The sequence below is a fragment of the Pseudomonas sp. 51_B genome (genome assembly GCF_017491595.1).
Classification (GTDB): Bacteria; Pseudomonadota; Gammaproteobacteria; order Pseudomonadales; family Pseudomonadaceae; genus Aquipseudomonas; species Aquipseudomonas promysalinigenes.
Genome location: NZ_JAFGYW010000001.1, coordinates 43,826 through 58,424, shown reverse-complemented (window position 1 = coordinate 58,424; position 14,599 = coordinate 43,826). Strand labels below are relative to the sequence as shown.

Annotated in this window: 13 protein-coding genes; 4 read left to right on the top strand and 9 right to left on the bottom strand. The window is 61.1% G+C overall.

The genetic code is table 11. The features are described 5' to 3' along the window. Positions 1 to 24: 24 nt before the first annotated feature. The 3 genes from J5M56_RS00305 (at position 25) to J5M56_RS00295 (ending at position 2,717) form a co-directional block, all read left to right on the top strand. Positions 25 to 789, top strand: coding sequence for a 5-oxoprolinase subunit PxpA (locus J5M56_RS00305; protein ID WP_207868964.1), 765 nt, complete (start codon positions 25 to 27; stop codon positions 787 to 789). Between the two features lie 84 nt (positions 790 to 873). After that, positions 874 to 1,749, top strand: a complete 876-nt coding sequence (locus J5M56_RS00300; RefSeq protein ID WP_186477062.1) for an allophanate hydrolase subunit 1 — start codon at positions 874 to 876, stop codon at positions 1,747 to 1,749. Beyond that, positions 1,746 to 2,717, top strand: coding sequence for a biotin-dependent carboxyltransferase family protein (locus tag J5M56_RS00295; RefSeq protein ID WP_207868962.1), 972 nt, complete (start codon positions 1,746 to 1,748; stop codon positions 2,715 to 2,717). Before J5M56_RS00300 ends, J5M56_RS00295 begins: the two co-directional genes overlap by 4 nt. A 59-nt stretch (positions 2,718 to 2,776) precedes the next feature. Here the strand turns inward: J5M56_RS00295 and J5M56_RS00290 are convergent, their stop codons facing one another. The 5 genes from J5M56_RS00290 to J5M56_RS00270 form a co-directional block, all read right to left on the bottom strand. Continuing rightward, the gene (locus J5M56_RS00290; protein ID WP_207868960.1) at positions 2,777 to 4,933 is read right to left on the bottom strand and encodes a TonB-dependent siderophore receptor; all 2,157 of its coding nucleotides are present in this window, start codon (positions 4,931 to 4,933) and stop codon (positions 2,777 to 2,779) included. Positions 4,934 to 5,049: 116 nt separating this feature from the next. Further along, positions 5,050 to 5,895 carry a TIGR03915 family putative DNA repair protein gene (locus tag J5M56_RS00285; RefSeq protein ID WP_207868958.1) on the bottom strand — a complete coding sequence of 282 codons (846 nt, stop codon included), beginning with the start codon at positions 5,893 to 5,895 and terminating at the stop codon, positions 5,050 to 5,052. Continuing rightward, positions 5,886 to 7,106, bottom strand: coding sequence for a putative DNA modification/repair radical SAM protein (locus J5M56_RS00280; protein ID WP_186477066.1), 1,221 nt, complete (start codon positions 7,104 to 7,106; stop codon positions 5,886 to 5,888). The genes J5M56_RS00285 and J5M56_RS00280 overlap by 10 nt, the downstream gene beginning before the upstream one ends. Before the next feature lie 136 nt (positions 7,107 to 7,242). After that, positions 7,243 to 8,487, bottom strand: coding sequence for a saccharopine dehydrogenase family protein (locus J5M56_RS00275; protein WP_207868956.1), 1,245 nt, complete (start codon positions 8,485 to 8,487; stop codon positions 7,243 to 7,245). A 33-nt stretch (positions 8,488 to 8,520) separates the two neighbouring features. Further along, on the bottom strand, positions 8,521 to 9,618 hold the full coding sequence (locus J5M56_RS00270) for a carboxynorspermidine decarboxylase (RefSeq protein ID WP_207868952.1): 1,098 nt from the start codon (positions 9,616 to 9,618) through the stop codon (positions 8,521 to 8,523). A gap of 196 nt (positions 9,619 to 9,814) precedes the next feature. Between J5M56_RS00270 and J5M56_RS00265 the strand changes: the two genes are divergently transcribed. After that, positions 9,815 to 10,024: a DUF2945 domain-containing protein gene (locus J5M56_RS00265; RefSeq protein WP_060476584.1), complete on the top strand. Its 210-nt coding sequence runs from the start codon at positions 9,815 to 9,817 to the stop codon at positions 10,022 to 10,024. Between the two features lie 26 nt (positions 10,025 to 10,050). On the opposite strand, the gene J5M56_RS00260 is transcribed toward J5M56_RS00265, so the two are convergent. The 4 genes from J5M56_RS00260 to yghU all read right to left on the bottom strand — a co-directional run bounded on the left by J5M56_RS00260 (position 10,051) and on the right by yghU (position 14,458). After that, positions 10,051 to 10,968 (bottom strand): pyridoxal-phosphate dependent enzyme, encoded by a 918-nt coding sequence (locus J5M56_RS00260; RefSeq protein WP_207868950.1) that lies wholly within the window; start codon positions 10,966 to 10,968, stop codon positions 10,051 to 10,053. Further along, positions 10,965 to 11,642: a PAS domain-containing protein gene (locus J5M56_RS00255; RefSeq protein WP_207868948.1), complete on the bottom strand. Its 678-nt coding sequence runs from the start codon at positions 11,640 to 11,642 to the stop codon at positions 10,965 to 10,967. The genes J5M56_RS00260 and J5M56_RS00255 overlap by 4 nt, the downstream gene beginning before the upstream one ends. Positions 11,643 to 11,782: 140 nt before the next feature. After that, on the bottom strand, positions 11,783 to 13,483 hold the full coding sequence (locus J5M56_RS00250; protein WP_207868946.1) for an amidase: 1,701 nt from the start codon (positions 13,481 to 13,483) through the stop codon (positions 11,783 to 11,785). Between the two features lie 135 nt (positions 13,484 to 13,618). Beyond that, positions 13,619 to 14,458: a glutathione-dependent disulfide-bond oxidoreductase gene (gene yghU, locus J5M56_RS00245; RefSeq protein WP_207868944.1), complete on the bottom strand. Its 840-nt coding sequence runs from the start codon at positions 14,456 to 14,458 to the stop codon at positions 13,619 to 13,621. Between the last annotated feature and the right edge of the window lie 141 nt (positions 14,459 to 14,599).

The window sequence follows — 14,599 nt, the reverse complement described above, 5'->3', positions numbered from 1 at the left end:
CCGTCACAAGCCAGGGGTAGCGCGATGCGTGTAGTGGATTTCAATTCTGATATGGGCGAGGGCTTCGGGCCTTGGACGATCGGCGATGGTGTCGATAACGAACTGATGGGATTCATCAGCTCGGCCAACATCGCCACTGGCTTTCATGCCGGTGACCCCGGGACCATGCGGCGCACGGTTGCGCGGGCCAAGGCGCTGGGTGTTGGGGTGGGCGCGCATCCTGGTTTCCGCGACCTGGTGGGTTTCGGTCGCCGGCATATCAACGCACCGGCTCAAGAGCTGGTCGACGATATCCTTTATCAGCTTGGCGCCCTGCGCGAAATCGCCTGGGCACAGGGCGTGCGCCTGCAGCACATCAAGCCCCATGGCGCGCTGTACATGCATCTGGCCCGTGACGAGGAGGCGGCACGCCTGTTGGTGGAAAACCTGCAGGTGCTGGCGCCTGACTTGTTGCTGTACTGCATGCCAGGCTCGGTGATCTGCCGCATCGCCCAAGAGCTCGGCCAACCGGTCGTGCGGGAGTTCTACGCAGACCGCGAATACGACCTCAGTGGCTCGATCGTATTTACCCGCAACGTAAGCGGCTATCAGCCACAAAGGGTTGCCGAGCGAGTGCTGCGGGCATGTCAGCAGGGGCGTGTGCAAACCGTGGAGGGCCAAGATCTGACCGTCGAATTCGAGTCGATCTGCCTGCATAGCGACACCCCCGGAGCGCTCGACCTGATCGAAGCCACTCGCGCTGCGCTGGACGCTGCAGGTATCGAGGTGCGTGCACCGCACCGAGCTTGATTGGCTGCTGGCGCGAAGACGCCAAGGCCCGCAGCACCGCATTGTTTTGCCTGCCGTCGATAAAGATTCCAACAAGGAGCAGACATGGCGACTTCCCCGATCCGCTACAGCTTCGGTGCCGACGAGCACCTGTTCGCCGAAGTCAGCGACAGCATGTCGCTGGAAGCCTTTTTCAAAGGTATGGCGGTGACCCGTGCAGTGGAACGTATGGCACTGGAAGGCGTGCTGGACATCTGCCTGGCCAACGCCTCGTTCCAGGTGCGGTTCGACCCCGATCGCATCGCCCCCCACGCCTTGCTCGAAGCAGTTCGAAGCGCAGAGGCCCAAGCTGTTACCGAGCGCTCGCTGAGCACTCGGATCATCGAGATCCCGGTGCTGTACAACGACCCTTGGACCCACGAGACGCTGATGCGCTTCCGTGATCGTCACCAGGACCCCGACAGCACCGACCTGGAGTACGCTGCCCGCATCAATGGGCTGGCCAACGTCGAGGCCTTCGTCGCTGCGCACAGTGGCGCGCCGTGGTTCGTGTCGATGGTGGGATTCGTTGCCGGCTTGCCGTTCATGTTCCAGATGGTGGAGCGTGAGCGGCAGTTGCAGGTGCCAAAGTACCTGCGTCCGCGTACCGACACACCCAAGCTGACCCTGGGCCATGGCGGCTGTTTCGGCTGCATCTATTCGGTACGTGGCGCCGGGGGCTACCAGATGTTCGGCGTAACCCCGGCGCCGATCTATGACCCGCAGCAGTCACTGGCCTACCTCAAAGAGCACATGGTGTTCTTCCGCCCGGGGGATATCGTGCAGTTCAAGCCTATCGACCGCCGGGCCTATGACCAGGCCGTGGCGGATGTGGAAGACGGTCGTTTCGACTTGCGCATACGCCCGGTGGAGTTCTCTCTGGATGCATTTCTTGCCGACCCTGTCGGCTACCCCAAGTCGCTGCAGGAGGTGTTGGCATGATCAAGGTCATCAAACCCGGGTTGGCCACCTCGGTACAGGACCTGGGCCGCGAAGGTTACTATCACCTCGGCATACCGCCTTCTGGCGCGCTGGACCAGTATGCATTGCAGGCCGCCAACCACCTGGTCGGCAACCCGGCAGACGCGGCGGGCCTGGAGTGTGCCTTGGTGGGGCCGGAGCTGGAATTTCAGCAAGATGCCTTGGTCGCGGTCTGCGGCGCGCAAATGCCGGTGCTACTCGATGACCGGGAACAGCGCCCAGACACCGCTTTTGCCGTGCGTGCCGGGCAGGTACTGCGCTTTAGCTACCCCGCGGCAGGGGCGCGAGCTTACCTGGCAGTGGCCGGGGGCATCGATGTGCCGATGGCGCTGGGCAGCCGTTCGACCTACGCCCTTGGCGGGCTGGGTGGCTTTCACGGGCGCAAGCTGGCGGCGGGCGATCTTCTGCCGGTAGGTGTGCCCAGTGGCAGGGGCCGTGCCGGGGCCAGTCTGCCGATGGCGTTGCGCCAGGCATTGGGTGGCGAAGTGCTGTTGCGGGTGGTGCCGGGGCTGTACTTTCACCGCCTGACCGAGGCGGCGGCCAAGCGCTTTTTCACCGATGCCTGGACCGTGGGGTCGGAAGCCGATCGGATAGGCTATCGCTACAAGGGCGGGGGTGCGCTGAGCTTCCAAGCCCGCGAACAACCTTTCGGAGCCGGCTCTGACCCCTCGAACATCGTCGATAGCTGCTACCCGATAGGCTCCATTCAGGTCCCGGCGGGGCTTGAGCCGATCATCCTGCACCGCGATGCTGTGTCCGGCGGTGGCTATGCGATGATCGGCACGGTGATCAGTGCCGACCTGGATCTGATCGGGCAGATGCAGCCAAACCAGCAGGCGCGATTCCTGGCGGTGACCCTGGAGGATGCCCTGGCAGCCAGGCGCTCATACAAGAAAAAGCTGGGCTGCCTGGCCAAGCTGTTCGGCTGAACGTTCCGGCTTGAAGCAGCCTGCGAGCACCGGCCTGGCCGGTGTCGTCAGGCGCTTGCTCAGAAGCTGTACTTGGCCGTCAGCATCATATTGCGCGGTGCGCCCCATGTGTCGCCGCCATAGTCCACGGAGCTGGCAACCGCCGAGTAGTACTTGCGATCAAACACGTTGTTGGCATTGAGCTGCAGGTCCAGATGCTGGTTGACCCGGTAGCCGGCCATCAGGGCAGTGACTGCATAAGCACCCTGAACCAGTCGGTACTGACTGCCATCGGCTACGGTGAAGTCGTTATAGATGCGGCTCTGCCACGAAATGTTGCCGCCGACCCGCAGTTTTTCCAGCGGGCCCTGGAAATGGTAAACGGTGTTCAGCTTGAACATGTGCTCCGGGGTGTCGGTGTCGAACCGCTGATTGACATTGGCGGGGGTGGCGGCGTCTTTGAGGGTGTGCACGCGGGCGTAGGTGTAGCCGCCTGCGACCTGCCAGTTCGGTGTCAGGGCGCCTTGCAGTTCCAAGTCGATACCCTGGCTGCGGACCTCGCCGGAAGCTTGGTAGCAAGTGGTTTGCGGGCAATTTGCGACGAAGATCTGCGTGGCACGGTTTTCCTGGTCGATGCGGAACAGAGCAACACTGGCATTGAGCGCGCCGCCAAAATATTCGCCCTTGATACCGACCTCGTAGTTCTTGCCCACGATCGGTTTGACGGGTGTGCCAGAGGTGTCCTTTTTGCTCTGCGGGGTGAAGATGTCGCTGTAGCTGACATACACCGAGTGATGGTCGTCGAGGTCGTAAATCAAGCCAGCGTACTTGGTGACGTTGCGGGTGACCTTGTAGTCGCCGTCGCCGTCGCGATTATCGTAGTCGTACCAGTCCAGGCGGCCGCCAAGAATCAGTTTGAGCGGGTCGGCCAAATTCAGCCGAGTCGTCAAGTACACGCCGTCCTGGGTGGTGACTTCGCGTTCGTTGCTGATATGTACGAAGTTTGGCTTGCTGGCGTTGAGCGGCCAACTCAGGTCGTAAGGGTCATAGTTGCGCGTGTCCATGTCGTAGATGCGTTTGCTGGCACCGACCACCAGTTCGTGGGTTCGCCCCAGCAGCTCGAAGGGGCCACTGAGGAAACCATCCAAGCCCGTCTGGTTCTCCTGGTGCTTGGATTGGTAAACCGTGCGCGAGATGGGCGCCTGCAGCCCACTCCAGCGCGACTGGTAGGAACCTGTGAAGGTGCCATCCTGTTGCGCATAGTTGGCGTTGAGCTGAAGCGTCCAGTCATTAGCCAGGCGATGGCGCAATTCGGCGAACAGGGTGTCGATCTGCTGGTCCTTGTTCTCCCAATCGGTGCCGGGGTTGTAGGAGCGCGAGAAGCCCATGTGGTGGCCATCGAGGGCAGTGGGCATTGCGCCCCAGAAGTAATTGGTCTTGTCCTTTTGATGGGAAAAACCCAGCAGCAGGCTGGTGTCATCGGACAGATCCGCCTCGGTCACAGCATAAAAAAGACCGTGGTCTTCTTCGACGTCGTCAACGAAGCTGTTGGCGTCCCGGTAGGATGCAACCACTCGCCCACGCAGGGTGCCGCTGTCGTTGAGCGGGCTGGAGGCATCCAGCTCGCCGCGGTAGTTGTCCCAACTGCCAGCAGCGCCAGTGAGGGTGACCTTCTGCTCGGCCAGTGGACGCTTGCGTACCAGGTTGATCGCCGCCGACGGGTTACCGGCACCAGTGACCAGGCCAGTTGCACCGCGCACGACCTCGACCCGATCAAACATTGCCAGGTTGGGTTGTACCCCGACCACGTAGCCGGTATAGCCACTGGGGATGCCATCGTACATGAGGTTGTCGATGTCGAAGCCACGCGCCGAGTAGGTCTGTCGGCCAGGGCCGCTGGAGTAATCGAGAAACAGGCCAGGGGTAGCTCTGACCACGTCGTTGATACTGGTCATGGCCTGGTCATCCATGCGCTGGCGAGTGATCACCGTCACTGCCTGGGGTGTCTCACGCATGCTCAGCGGTAATTTAGTAGCGGTGGACATGGAGCCGGTGGTGTAAGAACCCGAGCCTTCGGTAGTGCTGCCCAGTGTCTCGGAGCTGATTTCTGTTGCGCCAAGCTCTAGCGTTGCGGGGGCGTCTTCGGCCAGCACCGGTGAGGCGATGGCCATGCACACGGCCATGGCGAGCAAGTTGCGGGCGGGCAGGGGGCGCGTGGGCGCGAGGGGCGACAGCATGGTGGATAGGCTCCTGAGTACTGCTAATGTAATTAAACATGAGAATGATTAGCAGTAATTCTGTCAGGATGTGTCGCTACATGGGAAGGTGGTATACCAAATCCATTACAAAATTTTCACAACTCGCTGGAAAGCTTAATCGTCTTGCCTTGTTGGCTAGCCACCTCCAGCGCCTGCCCGTCACGCTGCTTGCCTTGCCGCGCCAGGCCTACTAGCTGAGGAATCAGCATACCCTCGGGCAAGTGCCGCCAGAATCGCCCAGGCATGTGCAGACGCAGTGCATCGGGATTGAGCCTGGCCGGGTTGAAGGTGTGCCGATAGTAGGTACACCAAAGCTGCGCACCTGGGTCTTCAGCGTGTTGCGCCCATTGTTGCCAGTCGATAGGGCAGCGCCGCCGGTAATCGAAGCCCTGACCATCGAAGCGAATACCGTCCTGAGGCGTTGCAATCAACCAACGCTGGGTGCCCAGGCGGTCGGCGAAGTGCCCGCTGGCGCTTTCCAGAATGTCGTGAGCAGGCTCGTGATACGCCACCAAATCCAATTGCAGGGTTTCGGCCAACGGGTCTGGCAAGGGCACGAAGCGCACGAACGCATGCAGGTGATGCGCTTCTCTACTGACCTGCTTGATCCGCCGCTGCAATTCGCTACCCAGGCGGTCACCGGCCAGCATTGCGGTACGGTCGCCATGGGCGACGCGCCAAAGCACTTCGTACAACAAGTTCCAGCGTTGCTCGCCGCGGTAGCGTGAGGCTTGCTCCAATTGCGTCAACAACGCGGCTGGCACCTTGGCGCGGAATGGGCCAGGGCCCTCGGGCAGTGGTATGGGTAACGCCAGTAAATCTTGAGTTGGGCCTTGGGCCCAGGTCACGTTGGCAGGGTCGATGCCATGGCCGAGCAGGGTACGGGCCTGGTTACGCCAGATGCCGAACTGCCCATCGCAATCGAGCGCGATCACCCCCATAACCCCATCTGCACCGGTGCCTGAGGTTCGCGCAAACGCGCCCGAAGCAGGCCGCTGCGCAATTCCCCATCGGCGGGGCGGTAGTCGCTGGTGACGATGAATGGCCGCGCCTTGTCCAGCACGCAGCGCAACTGAATCAGGTCGTCGTAGCGCACCCGTCGCTCACGGCGCAGGGCTACCAGCCGCTGTACGCTGCGCAAGCCTATGCCGGGGATGCGGGCCAGCAGCGCTGGTTCAGCGCGGTTCACGTCCAGCGGAAACACCTCCCGATTGGCCAGTGCCCAGGCCAACTTGGGGTCGATGTCCAGCGCCAGGTTGCCGGCCTGGCCGAGCAATTCTCCGGCTTTGTAGCCATAACCGCGCAGCAGGAAATCGGCTTGATACAAACGGTGTTCGCGCAGCAGTGGCGGTGCGGCCAGGGGAACACTGCCAGGGCTGTCAGGGATCGGGCTGAAGGCCGAGTAATACACCCGCTTGAGGCCAAAGCCCTGATACAGGGACTCGGCGTTGCGCAGCAACGTGCTGTCGTCGGTGCTGTCGGCACCGACGATCACCTGAGTACTCTGCCCGGCTGGGGTAAAGCGTGGGGCCTTCGGTTCACCCGCTACTGCTTGCTGGCCCTGATGAATCACACCCATGGCCTGGCGAATGGTGTGAGCCTGTTTTTCCGGCGCCAGACGCTTGAGGCTGGCATCGGTCGGCAACTCGATATTGACGCTGAGTCGGTCGGCCAGCCGACCGGCTTCTTCGATCAACAGAGGGTCGGCATCGGGGATGGTCTTGAGGTGGATGTAGCCACGGAAGTTGTGCTCCTCACGCAGCAGGCGCGCCACGCGGATCAACTGCTCCATGGTGTAGTCAGCGGAACGAATGATGCCGGAGCTCAAGAACAGGCCGCTGATGCAGTTGCGCCGGTAGAAGTCCAGGGTCAGGCGTACCACCTCTTCAGGGCTGAAGCGGGCTCTGGGCACATTGCTCGAACGGCGGTTGACGCAGTACTGGCAGTCGTACAGGCAGAAGTTTGTGAGCAGCACCTTGAGTAACGAAACACAGCGACCATCAGGGGTGTAGCTGTGGCAGATACCCATGCCATCGGTAGCCCCTAGGCCACTGCTGCCGCGCGAGCTGCGCTTTGGCGCCCCGCTACTGGCGCAAGAGGCATCATACTTGGCGGCGTCGGCGAGAATACCGAGTTTGGCGATGAGCTGCATGGCGTGCCCCGAGATACTGAATATTCATACAGTATTTGCAGAGCCTGGCTTTTGCAAGGGGTAGCCTACGAAAGGTATGTGCGCGAACACTCAATAGAGAAGGGGCGCCCTGTGGGCGCCCCTGGTGTCTGACCGTTTAGACTTCAGCGTCCCATGGACGATCGCCATTTTCGTCTTTCACACGGGTCGGCAGGCCCATCACGTCCAGCGCCTTCAGGAAAGGCTCGGCTGGCAGCTCCTCGACGTTGACCATGCGCTTGGCATCCCACTGGCCACGGGCAACCAGCAGAGCTGCCGCCACAGGGGGTACACCGGCAGTGTAGGAAATACCCTGGCTGTCGGTTTCAGCGTAGGCCTCTTCGTGGTCAGCAACGTTGTAGATGAACACTTCACGTAGCTTACCGTCCTTGGTGCCTTTGACCAGGTCACCGATGCAGGTCTTGCCGGTGTAGCCCGGGGCCAGCGAAGCTGGGTCAGGCAGCACGGCTTTGACTACTTTCAGCGGTACCACTTCCAGGCCTTCGGCGGTTTTGACCGGTTGCTCGGAGAGCAGGCCGAGGTTTTTCAGCACGGTGAACACGTTGATGTAGTGCTCGCCGAAGCTCATCCAAAACCGCACATTCGGCACATTGAGGTTCTTCGAGATCGAATGCACCTCATCGTGGCCGGTCAGGTACAGGTTTTGCGAGCCGACTACCGGCAGGTCATCGGTACGCTTGACTTCGAACATGGTGTTGCTGGTCCACTGGCTGTTCTGCCAGCTCCAGACTTGCCCGGTGAATTCACGGAAGTTGATTTCCGGGTCGAAGTTGGTGGCGAAATACTTGCCGTGGGAGCCTGCGTTGACGTCGAGAATGTCGATCGAGTCAATGCTGTCGAAATATTGCTGCTGCGCAAGTTTTGCGTAGCTGTTCACCACACCCGGGTCGAAACCGACGCCGAGAATGGCGGTAATGTTCTTTTGTTGGCACTCTTCGAGGTGTTTCCACTCGTAGTTGCCGTACCACGGCGGGGTCTCGCAGATCTTGCCCGGCTCTTCGTGGATGGCGGTGTCCAGATAGGCGACACCGGTATCGATGCAGGCACGCAGCACCGACATGTTGAGGAAGGCGGAACCTACGTTGATCACGATCTGCGACTCGGTCTCGCGGATCAGTGCCTTGGTCGCCTCGACATCGAGGGCATTGAGCGAAAAGGCCTGGATGTCGGCGGGTACCTTCAGGCTACCCTTAGCCTTGACGCTGTCGATGATGGCCTGGCATTTGGAGATGTTCCGTGACGCGATGGCGATACGACCCAGTTCGTCGTTATGCTGCGCGCACTTGTGGGCCACCACCTTGGCGACACCTCCTGCACCAATGATAAGAACGTTCTTCTTCAATTTACCTGTTGCTCCTTACTTGGATTGCCAGTCTTAAGACAGGCTGGAAACGTAGTCTTCGAAACCGAAGTCGCGGACCACCTCGACGCTGCCGTCGAGCTGCTTGACCACGATCGATGGCATTTTCAGACCGTTGAACCAGTTTTTCTTGACCATGGTGTAACCGGCAGTGTCGATGAACGACAGGCGGTCGCCGATGGCCAGAGGGCGGTCGAATTGGTATTCGCCGAAGATGTCACCCGCCAGGCACGACTTGCCGCACACCATGTAGGTATGCTCGCCGTCATTGGGGGCCATTTTGGCGTTGAGGCGGTAGATCAGAAGGTCCAGCAGGTGTGCCTCGATCGAGCTGTCCACCACGGCCAGGTGCTTGCCGTTGAACAGGGTGTCGAGCACCGTCACTTCAAGCGAAGCGCTATTGGTGATGGCGGCCTCGCCTGGTTCCAGGTAGACCTGCACACCGTATTTCTGCGAGAAAGCTTTCAAGCGCGCACAGAAGGCGTCCAGTGCATACCCTTCGCCGGTGAAATGGATACCGCCACCCAGGCTGACCCATTGGACCTTGTGCAGCAGGTGACCGAAACGCTCTTCGATGTGCGACAGCATGTTGTCGAACAGGCTGAAGTCGCCGTTTTCGCAGTTGTTGTGGAACATGAAGCCGGAAATCTGCTCGATCACTTGCTCGATCTTTTCCGGGTCCCATTCCCCGAGGCGGCTGAACGGGCGGGCTGGATCGGCCAGCAAATAGTCGGAGCTACTCACCTGGGGGTTGACGCGCAGGCCGCGGACCTTGCCTTCGGACTGTTCGGCGAAGCGCTGTAGCTGCCCGATAGAATTGAAAATGATCTTGTCGCAATTCTCGAGCATTTCCTCGATCTCGTCATCGGCCCAGGCCACGCTGTAGGCATGGGTTTCGCCAGCGAACTTCTGGCGGCCGAGCTTGAGCTCGAACAGCGACGACGAGGTGGTGCCGTCCATGTACTGCTGCATCAGGTCGAACACCGACCAGGTGGCGAAGCACTTGAGGGCGAGCAGCGCCTTGGCCCCGGAGTTTTCACGCACGTAAGCGATCTTCTCCATGTTGCTCAGCAGCTTGGTTTTGTCGATGAGGTAGTACGGCGTCTTGATCATTTAAAGGCCCCCGGCCAGGCCGGCCAAAAAAAAGACCCGCATTGTGCCTTCACTTGCCACAGATCGAAAGGGCGCAGGGTGCATTTCGTCCAGGCGGCGGTGATCAGCATTGAATTGTTCAACCTATGGAAGGTTCAGTAGTACAGCGCAAAGCGAACAACTTGATGACAGTTCGACCAATGGCAAGGGGAATATCATGAGCAATCGGTACAAGGCTGGCGACCACGTGAAGTGGAATTCCGAGGCCGGCGTCATCCATGGCAAGGTAGTCAAGGTGCATGTGCAGGACGTCGAATTCTGCGGGCGACAGCGCCACTGCTCAAAAGAGGCGCCGCAATATGAAGTCAAAAGCGACAAGACCGGGCATTTGGCGATGCACAAAGAAGATGCCCTGGAAAAAGCCTGACAGGTGCAACCTTCTTTGATCGCGGGTCAGTCAGCCTGCTTGAGCCACGCCTGGATCTGTTCCAGCGTGGCGGTGGCGCCGCCGCAAACCACTACCAGCACACGTGAGTAGCTGGCCAGGGTCTGCTCATCGTAGGCGAGCGCAAGGGCAGCACCACACGCCGGTTCGACCAGCAACCTATGGTCAAGTAGAAAGCGCTCGCAAGCCTGTAGCGCGGCGCGGTCGCTGACCACGTGACTGTGCACGGGATGTGCTCGGGTGCACGTCAGCGCCTGTTCCGCCACGCGTTTGGCACCCAGTGAGCTGGCCACCGAAGCGATACCCGGCAGTTCCACCGTGTGCCCGGCCTGCATGGCCGCATGCAGTGAGGCAGCTCCGCGGGTTTCCACTGCCAATACCGGTATGTCGTCCCAGCCATTGCGCTGCAGGCCCTGGACCACACCGCTGAGCAGCCCCCCGCCGCCAACCGACAGCACCACTGCATCGGGTTTGAAGCCTGCTGCTGCCACTTCATCTACCAGGCTGGCATGCCCTGCCCACAGCAGCGGGTCGTCGAACGGGTGAATGAATGCATCTTCGGCGCCAACCAGCGTCAAGGCCAGTTCGTTGGCCTCTTGCCACGAACTGCCATGCACCACCACCTTGGCGTCCTCAAGGCGCAGCAACTGCTTGGCGCGCTCGGTGGTGGTCTCAGGCACCACCACAGTGACGGGTACCCCGAGCGTGCGCCCGGCATAGGCCACCGCTAGCCCGGCATTGCCGCCCGACGACGACACAAAGTGCCGCGCACCCCGCCTGTGGTGTATCTCGCAGGCGTGGCCTACGCCGCGCAGCTTGAACGAGCCGCAGGGCTGCAGGGCATCGAGTTTGAGCCGCACCGTAGCACCTGCGGCAAGCGACAGCGGGCGAGATTCGATCAATGGCGTGTGAATGTGCAAGGTCATCGGTTCGCTCCGCGCAATTGCTCTAGGTAGTTGTAGATGGTGTAACGGGTGACGCCGAGGGCAGCAGCGGCCTTTTCCACGCCGCCCTTGACGATGAACAGGCCGCGCTCCTGCATCACGCTCACGGCCTCGACCTTGGCCTGCTTGTTCATTCGGCCATGGCCTGTGCGCTGTAGCGCGTCTTCGATGATTTCTGCCATCAACAACGCCATGTCGGCAGGCTCCTCAACGATAGCCTCCGGCGGCTCAGCGCCCAATGGCTGCAGCTGGCGCAGAAAATCCATCGCGGCATTCAGGTCGCTCAGGTCAGTGTTGACGCACAGGCTGGCGAAGGGGTGGCCGCTGCTGTCGCGCAGAATCGCCGTGGCACTGCGCAGCGTGCGGCCTTTCACCGAGGTGGGGTAATCAGGCAATACCACGGGGTCCGCGCCTCGTTGGGCGTGGCTTGCGTGCATCAGCGCTTTGAAACCTTGGTCCTGCTCTGGGGCGGCGAGGATCGGGCTGCCGATGACCCGCCCGGAAATATGGCCGTTGACGATAGACACCACGGAATGCTCCGGGTGGTCCAGGTCGTGCAGGAGGATTTCCATGTTGCGCGGGGCGACACTGCCCAAGGCCTGAATAGCGGCCTTGAGCACTTTGAATGTCAGTGCTCGTTCTTCGATGGGTGCCATGGAGGGACCACTATTTCAACTTTGTGTTGATTTTTACACAGCTCGTTGAAATAAGCGACACATGGCCTATGTCAGTGCAGGTGAACCCCTCATGCTGGCCGAATCGCCCTGCAAGCGGGTTCACCTGTAGCCTGGGTGTGTTAACCCAGAGCCGGCGTACGCGGCGGAATCATCCGCCGCGATCCAGTGGCCTCAAACGCCGCAGCAAAGCTCAGCAGGTCATTGTCGCTGTAAGCCTTGCCGGCGAAGGTCAAGCCAACTGGCATGCCGATGTCTGCCATTACGCCCATTGGCACGGTTACGGTCGGCACACCGAGGTGACGTATGGCCAGGTTGCCATTGGCGACCCAGATGCCGTTGCTCCAGGCAATGTCCGCCGAGGTTGGGTTGACGTCGGCATCGGCCGGCCCAACATCGGCCACGGTTGGGAACAGCACGGCGTCCAGGCGCTGAGCGTCCATCCAGTCTTCAAGGTCCATTTTGCGGGTTTTTTCCAGCCCGCGCAGGCCGTCTGGAAGCGTCTCGATCTGCTCCCAGCTTTTCAGGCCACGCTTGGCCATGTTGACGTATTCGTCCATGCCGGCGGCCAGGTCGTCCTCACGGTTGGGCAGTGTGCCGGGGTCGTGGGGGAAGATCTGCGGGCCGTCTACATCGGCCAGGCGGTTGAGCTTCGGATCATTGTTGGCCCGCAGAAAATCATCGAATGCCCAGCCGGACAGCTCCCACAGTTCGTCGTGCAGGAATTGCCTGCTGACGATGCCGCGGTTGTAAACCGTCGGCGCACCCGGCCGGTCGCCTTCGCAGTTGGACACCAGCGGGAAATCCACCTCGACCACCTCGGCGCCGGCCGCCTCCAGGGCTTGACGCGCTTGGTTCCACAAGTCGATGACGCTGGCGCGGGTGTTGATGCGTTGCCCGGTTGGGCCGCCGATTCCAGGCTTCGCTGAAGTGCCGGCCGCTTCATCTTTATTGATGTACATGCGCGGTACGCCAAATCGCTTACCCTTGACACTGGCGCTGGCCGCAAGGCTTGGGTAGGAGGCTGGGCGTACAGAGGACGGTTTGGGGATCGGCACCCACGGCTGCAAGCGCCACAGGTCACCGCGCGGGTCGGCGTCATCGGCTACCACCACATCGAGGATTTCCAGCAGGTCGGCCATGGTCCGGGCGTAGGGCACCACGACATCCATGGTGGGGGTCAGCGGCCAGTTACCGCGTACCGAAATCACCCCGCGCGATGGGGTGTAGGCGCACAGGCCATTGTTCGAGGCCGGGCCGCGCCCGCTCGACCAGGTTTCTTCGGCCAGCCCGAAAGCGCTGAAACTGGCGGCGGTCGCAGTGCCGGCGCCATTGGATGAGCCCGAGGCGAACGGTGCAGTGAGGTACTTGGCGTTGTATGGGCTTTCGGCGCGCCCATAGACACCACGCTGCATGCCACCATTGGCCATCGGCGGCATATTGGTCTTGCCCAGGCACACCGCACCGGCAGCCCGCAGGCGCTCGATGGTGAAGGCGTCGCGCTGGGCGACCAGGTCCTTGAACGCAGGGCTGCCGGAAGCGGCGGTCAGGCCCTTGACCAGATAACTGTCCTTGGCGGTGTAGGGGATGCCGTCCAGCGGGCTCAGCGTTTGGCCCTTGCTGCGACGAGCGTCGGAGGCTTCAGCTTCTTTGAGCGCTTCGGGGTTGCGTACCACTACGGCATTGAGTGCAGTGGCCGTATCGGAACCGTCATAGGCCTCGATTCGTGCCAGATAGGCTTTGACCAACTCGACCGACGTCGTGCGGCCTGTTTCGAGCGCATCGCGCAGTTCGGCGATGGAAACCTCGGTTACCTCGATCATGCTTTCACCAGAATTTGTGCAGGTTGGGCTAATGCCAGGAGTGTACAAGAAGGGATCGAGAGAGGGAGGTTTGCGCTGCAGAAATGGGTTGTTGCGTCGGGGCATTGTCGGGGCCGCAGCGCGGCCCCTGTTGCATCAGTCCAGGTCCGCTGCCGAGTGACGTTCCGGCACGCGGCTGGCTTCATCGCCCCAGGTGCGGTTGACGCGGGTGCCGCGCTGCACAGCTGGGCGTTGGGCGATGGCTTTAGCCCAGCGCTGAAGGTTCGGGTAATCGTCTACCGCAAGAAACTCGGCGGCATCATAAAGCTTGCCGAGCACTAGCTGGCCATACCATGGCCACACGGCGATGTCGGCGATGCTGTAGCGCTCGCCGCCCAGGTACTTGCTGACCGCCAGACGGCGCTCCAGTACATCGAGTTGGCGCTTGGCTTCCATGGTGAAGCGGTTGATGGCGTACTCGATTTTTTCCGGCGCGTAGACGTAGAAGTGGCCGAACCCACCGCCAAGATACGGCGCCGCGCCCATCTGCCAGAACAGCCAGTTCAGCGTTTCGGTGCGCTCTGCTGGAGCTGTGGGCAGCAATGCACCGAATTTTTCCGCCAAGTGCAGCAGGATCGAACCAGATTCGAAAACACGCACCGGCGGCTCTACGCTGCGGTCGAGCAGTGCTGGGATTTTGGAGTTGGGGTTGACCTCGACGAACCCGCTGGAGAACTGATCGCCGTCGCTGATGCGAATCAGCCAGGCATCGTATTCGGCGCCGCTGTGGCCCAAGGCAAGCAATTCCTCGAGAAGGATGGTGACTTTAACCCCATTGGGCGTGGCCAGTGAGTACAGCTGAAGAGGGTGGTTGCCGATCGGTAGTTGTTTGTCATGGGTCGGCCCTGCGATGGGGCGGTTGATGCTGGCGAATTGGCCGCCGGACGCGGCCTCGTTGCGCCAGACCTTGGGCGGGACGTAGCTGGGCTTGCTCATGCAGGTTCTCCTCGGAAAGCGCGAAATCGACCACATAAGAACGTTGACCAGTATCTATGCCACGGGTTCGGAGCTAGGTGCAAATGCGTGGGGCGCAAGCTCTTGGCTATTCCTAGTGCTGTCCAGTGATGCTCGGACATT